We start from the raw sequence: 18,805 nt of genomic DNA, 5'->3' as shown, positions 1-18,805 counted from the left end.
ACCTAACTCAATCCAGTTTACTAGTACGCAACACGAGCTAGTTCACTTTCTATTTATCTGTCGTTAGCTGTAAGGAGATCTTATGAATATCAATCAACATCTTATCGCTCTTTGGTGGCGTAATACTCTTTTATGGGCGGTTTGATCTCCGGCTTAACGTCAGTGATATCTAAAACCCGCCTACGCGGGTTTTTTTATGCTTTAAAAACAGTCAATAAAGAAAATAATATAGAGCGATAACAATGAATACATCACTTGCATTCTCATTTAATACCAAGGCAACGCCACTGCCTTATCACAGCGAACCCGCTTTGCTTTTCAATACATTATGTGAAAATCAACATTACACATTATTATTAGAATCCGCACAAATCGACACTAAAACAAACTTAAAAAGTTTGTTGATTGTTGATAGTGCATTACGTATTAGTGCAATAAAAAATCAAGTTACTATTGATGCATTAAGCGTCAATGGGCAAGCGTTATTACCTGCATTAAAAATCGCATTAAAAGAAAAAGCTGATTTAACATTAGAAAGCGATAAACAGTGTGTTTTTACTTTTGCGTCACCTTCACAAGAAATAGATGAAGAAAGCAAATTAAAATCAGCCAACATATTTGATGCATTACGCTTTTTTCTGGGCGATAAAGAGACGAAAGATGCAAACTTTATCTTTGTAGGTGGCTTATTTGCATATGACTTAGTCTGTGGATTTGAATCTATTCCTGAATTAGAAAGTGATTTTTCTTGCCCTGATTATTGCTTTTATTTAGCCGAACAATTAATTGTGATCGACCATCAAAACAAAGATAGCCAATTAGTTTCCATTTCATTTACTGATAATAAAACCGAGTGTCAACGTCTTGCTTCACGACAATCACAACTGGTAGCGCTAGCTAAACAGCCGTTAAAACACCCTATTCGCCACGCTTTAACAGCAGAAAGATCAACAATACACACCAATATGGACGATAAAGGCTATGGTGATATCGTTGAAGCAATGAAAACCTATATTCGTCGTGGTGATATTTTTCAAGTCGTGCCATCACGTCGCTTTCAAGTTACTTGCCCTTCACCACTTGCCGCATATCAAGTGTTGAAACAGAAAAACCCAAGCCCGTATCTGTTTTATATGCAAGATGCGTTATTTACCGTTTTTGGTGCATCACCAGAAAGCGCACTGAAATATCAAACCAGTGATCGCCAAATTGAAATTTACCCTATTGCGGGAACTCGTCCTAGAGGGCGCAATGCCGATGGTTCAATTAATGCGGATTTAGACAGTCGTATAGAGCTAGAAATGCGTACTGACACCAAAGAACTTTCAGAGCATTTAATGTTAGTTGATTTGGCGCGTAATGATTTAGCGCGTATTTGCCAAGCTGGTAGCCGCTATGTTGCAGAGCTAACAAAAGTTGATCGTTATGCTTTTGTGATGCATTTAGTATCTAGAGTGGTTGGAAAATTACGTGATGATTTAGATATTTTCCATGCTTACCAAGCATGTATGAATATGGGAACACTATCTGGCGCCCCTAAAGTCAGTGCTATGCAATTAATTGCTCGTTACGAAAAAACGAAACGTGGTAGCTATGGTGGAGCCATTGGTTATTTTACGGGTGCCGGTGATTTTGATACTTGCATAGTTATTCGCTCTGCCTATGTTGAAAATAATATTGCAACTATTCAAGTTGGTGCTGGAATTGTGCTCGATTCAGATCCAAAAATGGAAGCGGAAGAGACGCGCAATAAATCACAAGCCGTTATCAATGCCATTTTACAAGCTCACACAGAAATACCCACCCAGGAGGCTTGCTAATGGCAACTATCTTACTTCTCGATAATATCGACTCTTTTACATACAACCTTGTCGATCAACTGCGTAGCCTTGGTAATACAGTCGTCATATATCGCAATAATGTAACGGCCGATTTTATTGAACAAAAATTACATGAACTAAATAACCCTATTTTACTGTTATCGCCAGGGCCAGGAGCACCTTCACAAGCGGGCTGTATGCCTGAACTGTTGAAGCGTGTACTAGGTACATTACCTGTTGTTGGCATCTGTTTAGGCCATCAAGCCATCATTGAAGCTTATGGTGGCAAAGTTTCTTCATGTGGAGAGATCTTACACGGTAAAGCGACATTAGCTTTACATGATAACAGTGAGATGTTTATTAATTTACCCAATCCTTTACCTGTTGCTCGTTATCATTCGCTTTCAGGAGAACACGTTCCAGAACAACTTATTATCAATGCGTGGTGCGATAACACTGTTATGGCGGTACGCCACCGTCAACATAAAACCTGTGGTTTTCAATTTCACCCAGAATCAATTTTAACCACAAAAGGCGCACAACTTTTAGAACAAACAATCGCATGGGCATTAACTCCTAAAGGAGACGCATAAAATGGAAACTATCTTCAACAAATTATTTAGTGCGCAACAGTTAACATTAGAAGAAAGTCAAACACTGTTTAACGCTATTATTCGCGGTGAGTTAACGGAATCACAATTAGCCGCTGTATTAATTAGTATGAAAATGCGTGGTGAACACCCACAAGAAATCGCCGGTGCCGTACGTGCATTACTTGAAAATGCACTGCCATTTCCTCGCCCTGATTACACTTTTTGCGATATTGTTGGTACAGGAGGTGACGGCGCGAACAGCATCAACATCTCAACCGCTAGTGCATTCGTGGCAGCAGAAATAGGTATTAAAGTTGCCAAACACGGTAATCGTAGCGTATCTAGTCGCTCAGGCTCATCCGACTTACTCGCTGCTTTTGGCATTCCATTAGATAGAAGTGCAGATGATGCGCGTCAATTATTAGATGAAGTGGGACTTTGCTTTTTATTTGCACCGCAGTATCACAGTGGTTTTCGTTTTGCAGCCCCTGTGCGCCAACAACTAAAAACACGCACCTTATTTAACGTATTAGGTCCCTTGATTAATCCAGCTCGCCCACCATTAGCATTAATTGGTGTTTATAGCCCTGAATTATTAATGCCTATTGCAGACACGCTAAAAGTATTGGGTTATGAACGCGCCGCCGTGGTACATAGTGGCGGTATGGATGAAGTGTCGTTACATGCACCGACTCAAGTCGCTGAATTACGTCATGGTGAAATTACACGTTATGAACTCACACCAAGTGATTTTGGTCTTCGTCCTTGTTCAATGAACGATTTGGAAGGTGGTACACCTGAAGTTAACCGCCAATTATTGGCAAATTTACTGCAAGGTGAAGGAAAAAGAGCACATACCGAATCTGTCGCAGCTAATGTCGCTTTATTAATGCGTTTACATGGGCAAGAAGATTTAAAAATGAACACTGAAGTTGCTATGCAAACCATTTATAGCGGTAAAGCAATAAACCGCGTAACTGCATTAGCAACAAGAGGATAAAAACATGACTGTATTAAACGCCATTGTAAAAGATAAAGCAGAATATCTGATTGCACGTAAAGCAAGCCAACCATTATCAGAATTTGTGCATCAAATAGTGCCATCAACACGCTCGTTTTATCAGGCATTAACTCAGCCTAATACTGTTTTTATTTTAGAGTGTAAAAAAGCATCGCCCTCAAAAGGATTAATTCGTGCTGATTTTGATCCCGCTACAATTGCAAAAATTTATCAGCCTTATGCTGCGGCAATTTCGGTATTAACGGATGAAAAGTATTTTCAAGGGAACTTTGATTATTTACGTCAAGTCAGCCAAGCCGTGCATCAGCCCGTTTTGTGCAAAGATTTTATTATTGATGAATACCAAATCTATTTAGCACGTTTTTATCAAGCAGATGCCATCTTATTAATGCTGTCTGTCTTAGATGATGAACAATATCGTGCGCTATCAGCGGTTGCTCATCAATTAAATATGGGTGTATTGACCGAAGTCAGCACAGAAGAAGAGCGTCAACGAGCAATTAAGCTTAATGCCAAAGTTATTGGTATTAATAATCGCGACTTGCGTGATCTCTCTATTGATTTAGCGCGTACTCCGCAATTAAGCCAAGGATTACCTGAAGATGCAATCGTGATCAGCGAGTCTGGTATTCATACCCACCAGCAAGTCCAAGAGTTAAGCCAATATGCTAATGGTTTTCTGGTAGGCAGTGCCTTAATGTCACAAGAGAATATTGACCAAGCGGTAAGAGCACTTGTTTTGGGAAAGCATAAAGTGTGCGGGTTAACTCGTACACAAGATGTAAAAGCAGCTTATCAAGCCGGTGCTTATTATGCAGGACTGATTTTCGCAGAAAAATCCCCACGCAAAGTGACACTGTCACAAGCTCAAGAGTTGATAACACAAGCCCCCTTAGCATTTGTAGGTGTTTTTCAAAACCAGCCCATTGCACTTATTTGTGACTATGCTGAAAAACTCAAGTTATCTGCCATTCAATTACATGGGCAAGAAGATACTCAGTTTATTGAGCAACTTAGACAAAAAATTCAACCTAGCTGTGAGATTTGGCAAGCAATAAACATGGCAATCCACAGTGATATCCCTCCTGTTTTACACGTTAATAAATATGTACTTGATAACGGCACAGGCGGTACAGGAACAACGTTTAATTGGCAAAAAATTCCAAACACAATACGTGAAAAAGCATTACTTGCAGGCGGTCTTAATAGTGAAAACTGTTTGGATGCCGTTAAAACAGGCTGTATCGGGCTTGATTTTAACTCTGGAGTAGAATCAGCTCCTGGCATAAAAGATGCACAACGTCTGAAACAAGTATTTGCACAATTACAGCTAAACTAAATTTCATAAAGATAAAATTTTAAACAGGATGACATCACAATGAGAAAACTTAACCCCTACTTTGGCGAATTTGGTGGCCAATATGTACCTGAAATCTTAATTCCTGCCTTGGATCAACTCGAACAAGCGTTTATTGATGCACAAAACGATCCGTCATTTCAGCAAGAATTCCAAGATTTATTAAAAAATTATGCAGGTAGGCCAACAGCATTAACCCTTTGCCGTAATTTAACAGAAGGCACGCGAACTCGTTTATATCTAAAACGTGAAGATTTACTGCATGGTGGCGCTCATAAAACTAACCAAGTATTAGGTCAAGCACTACTGGCAAAACGTATGGGAAAAACCGAAATAATTGCAGAAACGGGTGCTGGTCAACATGGTGTTGCAACTGCTTTGGCCTGCGCACTACTTAATATGAAATGTCGTATCTATATGGGTGCAAAAGACGTTGAACGTCAATCACCTAACGTCTTTCGTATGCGTTTAATGGGGGCTGAAGTTATTCCCGTTCATAGTGGTTCATCTACCCTAAAAGATGCCTGTAATGAAGCATTACGCGACTGGTCTGGTTGTTACGATCGCGCTCACTATTTACTAGGAACAGCCGCAGGCCCACATCCTTATCCAACAATTGTACGTGAATTCCAACGTATGATTGGTGATGAAGCTAAAGCGCAGATCCTAGAGCGTGAAGGCCGTCTACCCGATGCAGCTATTGCCTGTATTGGTGGTGGTTCAAATGCTATCGGATTATTTGCTTCATTTATTCCTGAAACGTCAGTACAGCTAATTGGTGTTGAACCTGCAGGTAAAGGCATTGAAACGGGTGAACATGGTGCACCACTGAAACATGGTAAATTAGGGATCTATTTTGGGATGAAATCCCCTATTATGCAGACTGATGAAGGACAAATCGAAGAGTCATATTCAATTTCAGCAGGCCTTGATTTCCCATCTGTCGGGCCACAGCACGCACATTTAAATAGCATTGGTCGTGCTGATTATGTTTCTGTTACCGATGATGAAGCCATTGAAGCCTTTAAAGCACTTTCTCGCCGAGAAGGGATTATTCCAGCATTAGAATCTTCTCATGCTCTAGCTTACGCACTTAAATTAATTGCACAAAATCCTGATAAAGAGCAATTACTGATTGTGAACTTATCAGGCCGTGGCGATAAAGACATTTTTACTGTAAACGATATTTTAGCAGCAAGAGGAGAAATCTAATGAGCCGTTATCAAAACTGCTTTGATGCATTAGCACAAAAACAACAAGGTGCATTTGTTCCCTTTGTCACATTAGGTGATCCTTCTCCTGAGCTGTCACTACAAATTATTGATGCGTTAATTGAAGGTGGTGCAGATGCTTTAGAGATTGGTATTCCTTTTTCCGATCCTCTTGCTGATGGCCCTACTATTCAAGGTGCTAATTTGCGTGCCCTCAATGTTGGTGTAACACCCACCGATTGCTTTGCTCTATTAACCAATGTACGTAAAAAACACCCTAATATTCCTATTGGTCTATTAGTTTATGCCAACCTTGTTTTTAGTAATGGTATTGATAACTTTTATAGTAAATGCCAACAAGCTGGTGTCGATTCTGTCTTAATTGGTGATGTGCCCTTACGTGAATCAAAAGAGTTCCGAGAAGCAGCGCAACGAGCGAATATCGATCCTATCTTTATTTGCCCGCCTAATGCTGATGATGAGCTTTTACAAGAATTAGCCATCTCAGGTAAAGGCTATACCTATTTACTCTCAAGAGCTGGCGTGACAGGGACAGATAAACGTGCTGAACAATCGCTAACACACCTTACAGATAAATTAAAAACCTATAATGCACCACCTGCATTGCAAGGATTTGGTATTTCAGAGCCAAAACAAGTCAAAGAAGCTATTGCAAATGGTGCCACGGGTGCTATTTCAGGATCTGCCGTAGTACAAATTATTGAGAAAAACCTTCATCAACCTGAAATAATGCTTAAAGCGCTCACTCAATTTGCCAAAGAAATGAAAGTGGCAACAATCGTCTAATGTTCTTATTGGATCCGCTTTAGAAGAATAGTTTGCTATTTTTCTAAGCGGATTTCTCTTAATTCATCATTTATTGACTCACGCTTTTGAAAGCCTACTTTGGGGCTTAGTCCGCATGAAATGGCACAATTTCTTTTTTTTTCACAAAAAATAACATAATCAATATCTACAAAAATTTGGCAATATTTTATTTTTTGCACATACTTTATAAAGCGCTTTATGTTTTCTTTTCAAAAATACTCAATCAATTATGCAATGTATAAGGAGTTTGATAATGAAACTATGGGCAAAAATCTCCGCTGTCATGGCGGCATTACTGATGGCATTTACGTTGTCTGCATGTTCTCCAACTGCAACATCAGAAGGTACTGGGGGTTATTTTGATGACTCCGTGATCACCACCAAAGTTAAAACAGCACTAATCGGTGAAAAAAACCTTAATTCAACACAAATTAGCGTTGAGACATTTAAAGGTAAAGTTCAACTAAGTGGTTTCGTCTCTTCTCAAGCGGATGCTAATCGTGCCATTGAAACAACACGCAAAGTTACAGGTGTAAAAGGCGTTATCAACTCAATGGTTGTTCGCTGATCCTCTTTTTATTCTAGTCTTCCTTTAGCTTTACTTTTTAGACCACTTCGGTGGTCTTTTTTCGTTTATGAATTTATGTTTATTTGTCTGGGCTATCATAATGCAGATCAAATTTTGTAAAAAACTCAAATCAATTAAAAATAGCCTGTTTTTATCTCATGCTAAAAATAGCTCACAAAAAGAGCAAAACAAAAGAATTACTAATCATTTCGCGTTCAAAAAATAATCATCCAGTTATTATCAGTGCGGTATCTTATTCGCCCCTTTTATTTCTCTATTCATTTTATCTATTCATTGATAGATAAAGTACTTTTACTAAAATCAAATATAAAGATGCATTTTAAATATACCTATTAAATGCTCCTTTTTATCAATTAAAATGAGTATTTATTAATAATAAATAAAAATAAATAATTTTCATTTTATTCATAGCTAAACATTAAGATGCATATTAAATGCATCTTAAAAGATATTTAAATATTAAATGTTCCTTTTTAAATACATCTTTCTCTATTTAACACTATTTAAAAATGACTCTTATTTTGAGTATTAATAATAAAATGATATCTTTTGGTAATCTAAAAATGAGCCTTGTCTTATGAATTTAAAACATAAAAAAAGCGAAGATAATCTTCGCTTTTCATTATGAGACATTCTTTTAAAGAAAGAATAATTAGAAACGATAACCCACACCAAACATAAATACAAATGGGTCTAAACGTGTTTTAACATCAAAGTCTTTATTACCAACTTCACTGTTGAATCTTGCTTTTGTTTCGATATTCATCCACCAAACAGACGCATTCAGCATCCAGTTTTTATCGAGGTTATAATCTAAACCTGCCTGTGCTGCAAAGCCCCATGAATCCTTAAGATCAAGTCCATTTAAACCTAAACCATCAACAGCTGGGTTGTTATTGAATTTCTCATCAAAGAACGTAGTAAAGTTAAGGCCTGCGCCTAAATAAGGACGTAGTTTATCTTCACCATTACCAAAGTAATATTGTGCCATTAATGTCGGTGGTAAATGTTTAACTTTTGCAATTTCACCCACACCAGTTAATGAAATTTTATGCTCAAAAGGAGTAGCTGCTAATAATTCAACACCAATATTATCAGTGATCATATACCCAAAGGTTAAACCTAATTGAGTATTATTATTTACTTCAAAATGGTCGCCACCTAATATTGCATCAGAACCTGCATTAGGACGAACAGTTGCAGTACCTGCACGGAATAAGAAATCACCCGCTTGGTGAGCGAAAGAAATAGAAGGCGCAAGAGTTGCAGCCGCTAAAATAAGCGCAGAAAGTTTTTTCATTATTTAACCCATTCCTGTAATAAGTAAAATCTCCGCTAAAAATATAACCATTTATTGGTAATTATGATCTAATACCGATCACAACTTTGGAATTATTTTTGCAGAAAGTGTTATTTCTCTTTTTATTATTTATCAATATAATTATTTATAATTGATCCACATCAAATTACACATTAATACCATTTTTTCTTATAATTATATTTATAGTTACTGCTATTTTTTGAATAAAAAATATCTTTAAAAGGCATATTTAAAAATAAGGTTATTCATATGTTAAAATAATGTTTTATTTAATTTAAATAATGAGAGCACAATGATAATGAGTATCAAGAAATAAGCTTAATAAGCGGTTTGATAGAAAATATCCCTTTTTGCTGTTGTAAAAGGTACAATAGCGCTCATTGACTTAGTCTATTTTCACAGGAGCAGTTTCATGCCTACCACGGCACGCACAATCTACCGAGACAGTCTGAATTTTTATAAGAATGAACGACGTAGTATTGTTACTATTAGCGCTATTCTTGCTATTGTTTTAGCGATCATTCATGCATTAATTGGTCCTAATCCTCAAGAGTACCAATTGATGATCGAATTTGTCGCTAATTTTAAAAATACACAGCTCTCATCTACTTCTCCTGCAGAACTAGAAGCCATGTCGAGCAGTGTCGTCGGCATTGCCAAAAAAGTGTTATTGCTCTACGTCTTTGAAACGCTACAACAAAGCCTCTTAGTGCTCACCTTACTGATGTTCGCTATGGCAATTTCAACAGGACATAATGTCACATTAGGTCAGACATTGAATGCAAGCCTACCTCGTTTACCAAAAATGTTTTTATTGATAGTTCTGTGCTCTATTTTGATTAGTGCAGGCTTTATGGTGATGATTATTCCAGGCATTATTTTGTTAATCGGATTTGCGCTAGCACCGGTTGTTTTAGTACGCCAACAAAATATAGGAAGTGCTATACGCTTAGGTTGGAAAATTGGCTTTAATGAATCTGCGGCACTTATCCCTGCTTTAGGCATTTGGATCTTACTGCAGTTTGGTATTGGTTTTGTGGGTAACCTCACCGTTCAATTACCTAATATTGTCCATAACTTCTTATTCTATCTTTTGAAAAATATGGCTTCAGCGTGGATCATAATTTACCTGTTTCGCTTATTTATGTTAGTCGAAAATAAATACACAAAACAGCAAAGTTAATCTTACTGCTAACATAAAATGAAGTGATAAAAATCCCGTATATAAGCTAGCAACTTATCACGGGATTTTTAGTGTCAGTGAGAAAAATCAATCTTAATCAGCACACTTTAGGAGTATCGCGATTACTGGTTATTTGCAAATTTGAGCTATCCTCATCACTGCTTGCTATCTCTTTCTTTAGAGCCTCTTTTCTTGCTTCCTTTTGCTTCTCTTTAATTTGCTGTCGGCTTTGATACAGCCGGATCACAAAATAGAGATCGGGGGCAATAATCAAATCATCTTCATTGAGCGAAATCTTATTACGTTCAATCCAACGATTTAATTCTGTTCTACGGCCTGCTAAAACCAATTTCACACCTTTTATTCGCAACTCTCGTATTAGCTCATCAATAGCAGCAAACACGCTAACATCGTCATAGGTAAAGCTTACAGCTGCATCTACTGCTAACCATGCTGGGCGTTGAGGTGCGTTATCAACGAGCTGAAGTACCCGTTTTTTAAAATAACCCACATTAAAATAAGTCAGCGGTGAATTAAACCGGTACATCATTAAGCCATCAATAGGCTCAATACCATTATCTTTATTCATTGAGTGAACCATACCCTGTTCATCAACACCCAATAACTGATCGCTTGGACGAAAAACAATACGTAAAAATTGTAACAATCCTAATAAAACGGCAAAGCCGATACCGTTAATTAGCCCTGCCAATAACACAGCTAGTAAGGTAAAAGATGCCAATGTAAATGCTTGTTTATTACGCTTACGATAAGACCAAATGTGGCGGATACTCAGCAAAGACCATGAAGAAACAATCAATACGATGCCTAGTGAAGATAATGGAATATAGGCGAGAAAATCGGTCAAAAATAACAGCACAAGCAAAATCACCAACGCTGCAATAATAGAAACTAACTGCGTTTTACCACCGACAGAATCATTGACTGCGGTACGACTGCTTGCAGCACTCACCGCAAATCCTTGAGACAAAGCCGATGCAATATTAGCAATACCTAACGCTTTTAACTCTTGGTCTGCATCGACATCATAACCGTTCTTACTGGCAAAACTGCGAGCTGTCATCATAAAACTAACGAAGCTAATGACCGCCAAGTTTATCGATGGAACTAACAATTCTCTCAAGACACCTGGATGAAATCCTGTCATGGATACAACCGGTAAAAACAGATCAACATTTCCCGCATCTTTATCTACGATAGCAATACCAAAGCTTGCCAAATCAAATTGCCAACTTAAATACGTCATCACGACCATAGCAATTAAGGGGGCTGGCCATCGGCTACGAAAATAGCGAATGCCTAATAATAGAGCTAATGTTATCGCAGACATTAATACGGTGGGTAAATGCGCATCCATTAATCGAAACGGCACTTCAATTAATTTTTCAATTAGGTGATCGGGAGAGGTATCAAAACCAAATACTTTACTGATTTGCCCAACCATAATGGTGATCGCGACACCATTTAAAAGCCCTTGTAAAATAGGTCGAGACAGAAAATCAGTAAAAGCCCCTAACCGAAAATGGCTGGCTAAAATACACCAAAATCCCGTCATTGCCGTCATAATAATCGCAAGTTGCCATCTCGCATTCTCATCACCCGCTGATAATGGAATAACAACAGCGGCAATAACAGCGCAGGTTGCGGCATCAGGCCCTGTAATTAACTGACGCGATGTCCCAAACAACGCATAAATAATCATCGGAAAAATACAGGCATATAATCCAACAATCGCGTTAATCCCTAATAACTCGGTATAAGCAATTGCAACAGGCAATGCAACAGCAGCAACAGAAAGCCCTGCTTTTAAGTCATAGCCAAAATAATCACGCTTATAATTAAACAATAAGCCTAATCCTGGCATCCATTTTATTATTCTTTTTCCGTTCATTGATTTCCTCTTACCAGAAATACTTTTTTATTTATGCATTCATCAAGAAGTGGCAGGTAATGTTGATGAGTTACTGAATAATATACTAGAGTGATGTTTAAATCCTCTTTCATAACTCAAGCTTTAATTTTAATCCCCTCTAAAGATAATTACGTTGATTTTTCATTGAGTTATTTCAGGGGAAAACTATGATCTTTATATAAATCAGCACTTCATCATTAAAGATATGCAATTGTTTACCCATTTTCTGTCGCTTTGCATTAGAATAGCCTAGTTTATGAATTTAATTACCATAGGTTCCTATTTGTTATGAAAAATGGCTGGCTTAAGCAATTACTTGATTTTGCTCCACTATTAGTGTTTTTTATCTTCTATAAATGGCAAGATATTTTCTATGCTTCAGGCGCATTAATTGTCGCGACGTGGATTTCAGTCGGCTTGACGTGGCTTATTTTCCATAAAGTTGAAAAAGCACCTCTCATTACGGCGATTGTTGTCACTATTTTTGGTTCATTAACCATCTTCTTCCATTCTGCTGATTTCATTAAATGGAAAGTCACCGCTATATATGCCATTTTTGCCGTTGTATTAATTGCTATGCAGTTATTTACACCTAAAACATTAATGGAAAGAATGCTAGGTAAAGAACTTGCCATGCCACCAGCTAACTGGAAAAAAGTTAATATAGCCTGGGTGATTTTCTTTTTTGCGTGTGCCTTAGGTAATATCTACGTGGCATTCTCTTTACCAGAAGAGACTTGGGTTAATTTTAAAGTCTTCGGCTTAACCATTTTGACCTTTATTTTTACTATCGCCAGTGTGGTGTATATTTGGAATAACCGTTTACCCGAGGAACAGAGCGAAGGCGAAGTCACACAAAGTGATGAGCAAAGCCTGTCAGATAATATGACAAACCAAGTTTCTAAATCGACATCACATGATGCTCATTCAAAATCTGAATAATCATTTTTATTTTATTGGGAGATATGTGCTCTAAATAATTTAAGTTGTAGCTATTAGAGTATAGCCTGTAGATACTCTAAATAATTTAAAATGTAGCTAGGCGGCAAGCGAATGAGTCACTAGGAGCATACATAAGTATGTGACTAGTGTGAATGAGTGTAGCCAACAAGGCTACAGCTTGAAGTATGACGAGTAAATATCTCCTTGGTTTCAACATTAACAGATACATTATTCCCCATGACTGAACAACAATCTTTGCCTAATGGTGAACTCGTTTTACGCACCCTTGCCATGCCTGCTGATACTAATGCCAATGGTGATATTTTCGGTGGCTGGTTAATGTCTCAAATGGACATTGGTGGTGCAATTTTAGCAAAAGAAATTGCGTTAGGTCGTGTCGTTACTGTAAGCGTAACGGGCATTACCTTTCTTAAACCTGTTGCTGTTGGCGATGTCGTCTGTTGCTACGCACGTTGCTTAAAAACAGGCAACTCTTCAATTACTGTTAATATTGAAGTCTGGGTTAAAAAAGTTGCCACAGAGCCTGTCGGTCAACGTTATCGCGCAACAGAAGCAGTATTTACCTATGTTGCCGTTGATGAGAACAATTCGGCTCGTCGCTTACCTGAAGGTAAAGCTCACTTCACACTAACAAGTACAATGGAATAACTGCGTATTTCGTTACTACGAATAGCGTAAAAACATTAAAATTTGAAATACTAAAAAAGGCACTTAATAAAGTGCCTTTTGTTTACACGGTATCAAATGCGGATATCGCTTTATTTACCCATTGAATTTTATAAAAATTAGCTTGTTGATATCCCTGTCATTTTGAACTCAATCACAATCACTTTTCCTTTATAAGGAATTTTTTCATAACGCCATTGGCGCATCGCTCTTTTTACATCGCGCTCAAACACGTTTTTAGGATCCGCAGAAATAATTTCTACATTATCGACTCTTCCATCAGCATCAACATCAAAACGAACTTTAATGGAACCTTCCATTCCCACTGCTCGTGCTCGTGGTGGATACTCAGGTAAACCTTGGCGTATTGCATTAGGTACTTTACCTTCACCGTTACTTGCCACTGCAACTGGTTTTTCATCACCTTTATCACTTGGCTTTGCCGTCGGGTTAAGATTTTTGAGATCATTACCTTTATTAACAATTAAAGGTTGTGGTCGCTCAACAGGCGGTTTCGGTTTATCCACAGGTTTTGGCTTAGGTTTCGGTTTTGGTTCCGGTTTTTTCTCTATTGGTTTTTCGATAACAGGTTTCACATCTGGAATAGGCTCAGGCTCTGGTTCGGGCTCGATAACCGGCTCAGGCTCTGGAGGTGTAACTTCTTCAACCACAGGTTCTGGTTCGCCAACAGGCTCATCTGCAGCAAATGCCAACATCTGTATAGAGATAGGCTCAGGTGTAACTGGCTTATCTTCTACAACATATAACATCGCTGCCGCAACAAGTGAGGCATGCAGACAGAGTGATATGAATACCCAAAGCTTCCAACGCATAACTGATCTTATTTCACCTAAAGAAAAAATAATGCCCCTAGTTTAAATGCAAATAGCAATCATATTCAATAACGTTTAGTAAAATGATTGATATAAACTGTTAAAAAATGAAATTATGAGTTCCATTCTATGTGTTGTACAAATAAAAGTGCTCTATGTTTTCTAGAAGTATCCAGCTTACGCAGTTTATAAATTCGGAAATTACGACGAGATTGCCCTTCTAACCATCGACGACGTCTACGTATAGCTTGTCTCATCATTCGCCAACGAGCTACTTCAGTCCTACTGTGTCTCATGTTATCAGCACCTATTTTTTCGAAATAAGTGGACTATTATAAGACGTTCATTTTGTGATCCAAGGGGGGATTTATGGTTTGCTTAGATTTCATCCATTCTTTTAGCTTTTCTCACAAAGAAAAAATAAATAAAGAGTTGTATCTTATTGCTTATCTTTTAATAAAGAGATTTGACAGAGATAATAATCCTGATTTAATAACAACATTCGGCAAATAACAAAAATAATGAACTATTTTTAGTAAATTGCCATTAGCTTATCCATGCTATTCATTTTCAACGGAAAATAGCTCTACTATGACAACATTTTATACTGTATTAAGTTGGCTAACCTTTTTCTTCTATTGGTTATTAATTGCGGGTGTCACATTTCGTGTCCTTATGCACCGACGCCCCGTTACTTCAACCATGACATGGCTACTAATCATCTATATTCTACCGTTAGTTGGGGTCATTGCGTATTTTGCTTTTGGCGAATTACACTTAGGTAAACGACGAGTTGAACATGCAAAGCAAATGTGGCCTTCTGTCGTCGCATGGCTTGAGGACTTAAAAAAGTGTAAGCATATTTTTGCCACAAGTACGAGCGATGTTGCTACACCTCTTTTTCAATTAACCGCTAAGCGCCAAGGTATTAAAGGGGTTAAAGGTAACAAAATTGAGCTTTTAACAACCTGTGAAGATTCACTTAATTCGATTACGCGTGATATTAACAATGCACGCGATAACATAGAAATGGTCTTTTATATTTGGCAATCCGGGGGCTTAGTTGATGAAGTCACTGATGCATTAATCAAAGCCGCTAAGCGTGGCGTAAAATGTAGGATTATGGTTGATTCCGCAGGCAGTTGGAATTTCTTTCGAACTAAAGGCCCTGATGTCATGAGAGCAGCAGGTATTGAGTTTGTCGAATCATTGCATGTTAATTTATTCCGTTTTTTCTTACGTCGCATGGATTTGCGTCAACATCGAAAAATCGTATTAATCGACAACTATATTTCTTACACTGGAAGTATGAATATGGTTGATCCTCGTTATTTCAAGCAAGATTCTGGCGTCGGTCAATGGATTGATATTATGGTAAGAATGGAAGGCCCAGTATCAACCACTTTAGGTATGATTTATGCCTTTGATTGGGAAATGGAAACCGGAGAACGCCACTTACCACCACCGCCTGATGACAACATTATGCCTTGTGAACAAGAAAGTGGTCACACAACACAAGTTATCGCATCAGGCCCAGGATTTCCTGATGAACTTATTCAACAATCCTTAATTACAGCGATTTATTCAGCAAGAAATGAATTAGTGCTTACAACACCTTATTTTGTGCCTAGCGACGATCTTGCACATGCAATCTCAACCGCAGCAATGCGTGGTGTTGAGGTAAGTATTATTGTACCTCGTAGTAATGACTCTTTTCTTGTACGTTGGGCAAGTCGTGCATTTTTTACAGAAATGCTCGAAGCCGGTGTGAAAGTCTTCCAGTTTGAAGATGGCTTATTACATACCAAAAGCGTCATGGTTGATGGGCAACTTAGTATGGTCGGTTCAGTAAATCTTGATATGCGCAGTTTGTGGTTAAATTTTGAAATTACCGTTGTTATTGATGATGAAGGGTTTGGAAGTGATTTAAGCATTGTTCAATATGATTATATTGCTCGCTCTACAGAATTAACATTAGACGAATGGGAGAAACGTCCATTCTTAAATCGAGTGTTAGAGCGCATCTGCTATTTCTTTAGCCCTCTGTTATAATCAAAAGGGTAACAATATAATTTGCTAAATAAGCAAAAATATCATACAAACAACGCGATAATATTGAAATAATACAGGCATTACCATGAATGAACCAACCTTAATTAGTGAAGATGAAGCACTAGAACAAGCTTACGATTTATTTTTAGCTCAAGCAGCCGATAATTTGGATGTTGCAGATCAATTACTGTTTAACTTGCAATTTGAAGAAAGAGGCGCTGCTGAAGTGGTTCCATTAGGTAATGATTGGCAGTTTATTGTCGGCCTTCCTGTTACACCAGCTCGCTTTAGTGAAGTAATTATTGGCCTTGCACCTGATGATGATGCTGATATTGATGATATTTTTGGTCGTGTCCTAATTAGTCGCGATCCATTACAGCCTATGTTCCATATTATTTGGAAATCTTGACATCCGCCCTGTTCTAAAGAACGCGGTTTTACTACGCACCTGATAATTGCTTTTATCTTCACCCGCTTATATTTTAGTGGGTGATTTTTTATGTCAGAGAGAAATAAAATGAGTGAGAGTCAATTTATTATTGATACTATTTTTTCCTTAGCTTTCTTTGGGACATTTTATTGGTATATCTGCGTAGCAGTTATTATCGTCATGCTCTATGCTGCAATGAAAACACAAAAAATATTATTTCGTCTATTGTTTATACTCATTGCTTTAGTTTTTGCTTATTTACCCTTTATGCAATATCTTTGGTAATAATGATATAGAAAATGAAAAGCACGATATAAGTAATTAGCACTTTTCTCCCTACTTTTATCTTTGATATAGGTAATTTACTCAAAGCATTTAGATGAATGAGCAATAGTTAAAAACATTGTACCTTCTCTTGTCAGCGTACTATCTTGTATTATTGGTGGTGATTGGACCATTCTATCAATATCTGTTGAAGAAAATTTATCACGTGCTTCATTATAAAAACACAGACACTGCTCGTTTGTTACTGTACTATAAATATTCAATGTATCCATGCAATACGCAATAACCCTATTTTCTTGTGATTCAGAGCAAGCCGATAGGAAAAATAAAGATAGAATGACCACTAAATTTTTTTTCATAATAATTCCGCTATTATATTTTTTATTAAGTTATGAAAAATTATTCCATTAAATCATGAGTTTTATTACGATATAAATCAAATTTGAGTGGATAATTATTATTTACATAAGATAAATAGAGAGGTTTTTTACTATCTCATCTATTTTATATCTTTAATATTTTCTTTCTTAGTGTTTATACTTATTTTTATTTAATCTTAAATGCAATAATGGAAAAGAATTTCCTTGTCCATCTACCTCAGAGCGCCCTATTTGCTCAAATCCAACATAAAGATAAAAGCCAATTGCTTGGGGATTTTGCTCGTTTACATCTAACTCATCAATATGCAATATATTTATCGCGAAAGTTATAAGCAATTTGCCACAACCATGCCCTCTAGAATTTGCATCAACAAATAACATTTCTAACTTATTTTCTGCTGTACCCAAGATCCCATGAATAACATTATTATTGTCTATCGCAATATAAGTATTAAGCATAGGAAAATATTGTTCTACAATATCTTTTTTAAGCGATGAAATGATATCTTCAGATAGAAATGTATGCGTAGCTCTAACCGATGACTCCCAAACAACTATCATTTCATCGTAGTGTGAAGGTTCTGCTTTTATTATAGTTAACATATACTTTCCTAATAAAAATTATTTTTAAATATGATTTATTATATCCGAATAAAAATAATTAAAAAATTATAATTTTTTTGTATGTTAAGTTATAGAGATGGACTTATATTTTTTAAATAAAGGTTGATAAACATATTACCAACCCTTTCTATCAAAAAGAAAATTTATCTGTCTTTTTATAAGTAACCGCAATAAAATTAGAATCGATAGCCAAGCCCGACCACCCATGTACCGAATTCGATGTTATTTAGCTTTGAGTATTCGTAAGATGCATCAATAGCAAGCTTTGCAATCGGGTTATATTGTAAGCCTGAACTATAACTATTTGATATCTTATTGAAATGAATATTACTAGAATTATTTTCACTGTTTAATTTCATGTTAATTGAGCTAATACCAATCAAACCATATAAATTTATACATTCATTAAAATGATAACTTGGGTCTATAGAGAATAAGTAATAATTATAATTTATATTCCCTTTACTATCGTTAATAGCAAAAGAATATTTTTCTTTATTATATGTAAATGAGCTAAACAAGCCCCAATCATTCATTAATTTATAATTATATTTTACATTAATACCTTTAGGCGTATCAGTGACATTATTACTATCCATTTTTAATTGGCTTTGTACATAACCTAAAGACAATATATTTTTTAATGTAGCAGATGCATTACATGTCGTTATTGATAAGAAAATTGCTGTAATTGGTAATAATAATTTATTTTTCAT

The 18,805-nt window shown here is 36.8% G+C and carries 19 protein-coding genes and 1 pseudogene; 13 read left to right on the top strand and 7 right to left on the bottom strand.

All coding sequences use genetic code 11. From position 1 onward, the window contains the following. Nucleotides 1–242 precede the first annotated feature (242 nt). The 7 genes from GWJ05_RS13345 (at nt 243) to GWJ05_RS13315 (ending at nt 7,398) form a co-directional block, all read left to right on the top strand. Complete coding sequence (locus GWJ05_RS13345) at nt 243–1,820, top strand: anthranilate synthase component 1 (RefSeq protein ID WP_161681442.1); 1,578 nt, start codon at nt 243–245, stop codon at nt 1,818–1,820. Continuing rightward, complete coding sequence (locus GWJ05_RS13340) at nt 1,820–2,413, top strand: glutamine amidotransferase-related protein (protein WP_036937122.1); 594 nt, start codon at nt 1,820–1,822, stop codon at nt 2,411–2,413. The genes GWJ05_RS13345 and GWJ05_RS13340 overlap by 1 nt, the downstream gene beginning before the upstream one ends. A 1-nt stretch (nt 2,414) precedes the next feature. Then, nucleotides 2,415–3,413 carry an anthranilate phosphoribosyltransferase gene (gene trpD, locus GWJ05_RS13335; protein ID WP_036937124.1) on the top strand — a complete coding sequence of 333 codons (999 nt, stop codon included), beginning with the start codon at nt 2,415–2,417 and terminating at the stop codon, nt 3,411–3,413. A gap of 4 nt (nt 3,414–3,417) precedes the next feature. Next, a complete protein-coding gene (gene trpCF / locus GWJ05_RS13330) occupies nt 3,418–4,773 on the top strand; it encodes a bifunctional indole-3-glycerol-phosphate synthase TrpC/phosphoribosylanthranilate isomerase TrpF (RefSeq protein ID WP_087802499.1) in 1,356 nt (451 codons plus the stop codon). Nucleotides 4,774–4,812: 39 nt separating this feature from the next. Then, a complete protein-coding gene (trpB, locus tag GWJ05_RS13325; RefSeq protein WP_036937130.1) occupies nt 4,813–6,003 on the top strand; it encodes a tryptophan synthase subunit beta in 1,191 nt (396 codons plus the stop codon). Beyond that, nucleotides 6,003–6,809 (top strand): tryptophan synthase subunit alpha, encoded by an 807-nt coding sequence (trpA, locus tag GWJ05_RS13320; protein ID WP_036937132.1) that lies wholly within the window; start codon nt 6,003–6,005, stop codon nt 6,807–6,809. The genes trpB and trpA overlap by 1 nt, the downstream gene beginning before the upstream one ends. Before the next feature lie 274 nt (nt 6,810–7,083). Next, nucleotides 7,084–7,398, top strand: a complete 315-nt coding sequence (locus tag GWJ05_RS13315) for a BON domain-containing protein (RefSeq protein ID WP_036937135.1) — start codon at nt 7,084–7,086, stop codon at nt 7,396–7,398. A gap of 673 nt (nt 7,399–8,071) precedes the next feature. Here GWJ05_RS13315 and ompW read toward each other — a convergent pair. Continuing rightward, nucleotides 8,072–8,719, bottom strand: coding sequence for an outer membrane protein OmpW (gene ompW / locus GWJ05_RS13310; RefSeq protein WP_036937138.1), 648 nt, complete (start codon nt 8,717–8,719; stop codon nt 8,072–8,074). Nucleotides 8,720–9,152: 433 nt separating this feature from the next. Here ompW and GWJ05_RS13305 point away from each other — a divergent pair, with 433 nt between their 5' ends. Then, a complete protein-coding gene (locus tag GWJ05_RS13305; RefSeq protein ID WP_036937140.1) occupies nt 9,153–9,923 on the top strand; it encodes a YciC family protein in 771 nt (256 codons plus the stop codon). A 97-nt stretch (nt 9,924–10,020) separates the two neighbouring features. Here GWJ05_RS13305 and GWJ05_RS13300 read toward each other — a convergent pair whose 3' ends face one another. Continuing rightward, on the bottom strand, nt 10,021–11,835 hold the full coding sequence (locus GWJ05_RS13300; protein WP_036937142.1) for a SulP family inorganic anion transporter: 1,815 nt from the start codon (nt 11,833–11,835) through the stop codon (nt 10,021–10,023). Nucleotides 11,836–12,144: 309 nt separating this feature from the next. Here GWJ05_RS13300 and GWJ05_RS13295 point away from each other — a divergent pair. Beyond that, a pseudogene (locus GWJ05_RS13295) lies at nt 12,145–12,699 on the top strand (septation protein A); the annotation flags it as partial. A 336-nt stretch (nt 12,700–13,035) separates the two neighbouring features. Further along, a complete protein-coding gene (yciA, locus tag GWJ05_RS13290; RefSeq protein ID WP_006536988.1) occupies nt 13,036–13,467 on the top strand; it encodes an acyl-CoA thioester hydrolase YciA in 432 nt (143 codons plus the stop codon). A 137-nt stretch (nt 13,468–13,604) separates the two neighbouring features. Here yciA and tonB read toward each other — a convergent pair whose 3' ends face one another. Continuing rightward, nucleotides 13,605–14,318: a TonB system transport protein TonB gene (gene tonB, locus GWJ05_RS13285; protein ID WP_115370261.1), complete on the bottom strand. Its 714-nt coding sequence runs from the start codon at nt 14,316–14,318 to the stop codon at nt 13,605–13,607. A gap of 113 nt (nt 14,319–14,431) precedes the next feature. Continuing rightward, nucleotides 14,432–14,614 (bottom strand): YciY family protein, encoded by a 183-nt coding sequence (locus GWJ05_RS13280; protein ID WP_072024206.1) that lies wholly within the window; start codon nt 14,612–14,614, stop codon nt 14,432–14,434. A 295-nt stretch (nt 14,615–14,909) separates the two neighbouring features. On the opposite strand from GWJ05_RS13280, the gene cls reads away from it, so the two are divergent. From cls to GWJ05_RS13265, 3 genes are all read left to right on the top strand, one after another. Further along, the gene (gene cls / locus GWJ05_RS13275; RefSeq protein ID WP_036937150.1) at nt 14,910–16,370 is read left to right on the top strand and encodes a cardiolipin synthase; all 1,461 of its coding nucleotides are present in this window, start codon (nt 14,910–14,912) and stop codon (nt 16,368–16,370) included. Nucleotides 16,371–16,449: 79 nt separating this feature from the next. Continuing rightward, complete coding sequence (locus GWJ05_RS13270) at nt 16,450–16,779, top strand: HI1450 family dsDNA-mimic protein (RefSeq protein ID WP_373364689.1); 330 nt, start codon at nt 16,450–16,452, stop codon at nt 16,777–16,779. Between the two features lie 90 nt (nt 16,780–16,869). Then, nucleotides 16,870–17,085 (top strand): hypothetical protein, encoded by a 216-nt coding sequence (locus GWJ05_RS13265; protein ID WP_036937156.1) that lies wholly within the window; start codon nt 16,870–16,872, stop codon nt 17,083–17,085. A 77-nt stretch (nt 17,086–17,162) separates the two neighbouring features. Here GWJ05_RS13265 and GWJ05_RS13260 read toward each other — a convergent pair whose 3' ends face one another. The 3 genes from GWJ05_RS13260 to GWJ05_RS13250 form a co-directional block, all read right to left on the bottom strand. Continuing rightward, nucleotides 17,163–17,444 (bottom strand): hypothetical protein, encoded by a 282-nt coding sequence (locus GWJ05_RS13260; protein WP_087802502.1) that lies wholly within the window; start codon nt 17,442–17,444, stop codon nt 17,163–17,165. Nucleotides 17,445–17,612: 168 nt separating this feature from the next. After that, nucleotides 17,613–18,068 carry a GNAT family N-acetyltransferase gene (locus GWJ05_RS13255; protein ID WP_087802504.1) on the bottom strand — a complete coding sequence of 152 codons (456 nt, stop codon included), beginning with the start codon at nt 18,066–18,068 and terminating at the stop codon, nt 17,613–17,615. Nucleotides 18,069–18,265: 197 nt separating this feature from the next. Then, the gene (locus GWJ05_RS13250) at nt 18,266–18,805 is read right to left on the bottom strand and encodes an Ail/Lom family outer membrane beta-barrel protein (RefSeq protein WP_087802507.1); all 540 of its coding nucleotides are present in this window, start codon (nt 18,803–18,805) and stop codon (nt 18,266–18,268) included.

Origin of the sequence: Proteus sp. G2626 (genome assembly GCF_009915985.1) — a bacterium.
GTDB lineage: Bacteria > Pseudomonadota > Gammaproteobacteria > Enterobacterales > Enterobacteriaceae > Proteus > Proteus vulgaris.
The sequence above is the reverse complement of the archived record's forward strand: the minus strand, read 5'-3'. Positions and strand labels throughout refer to the sequence as shown.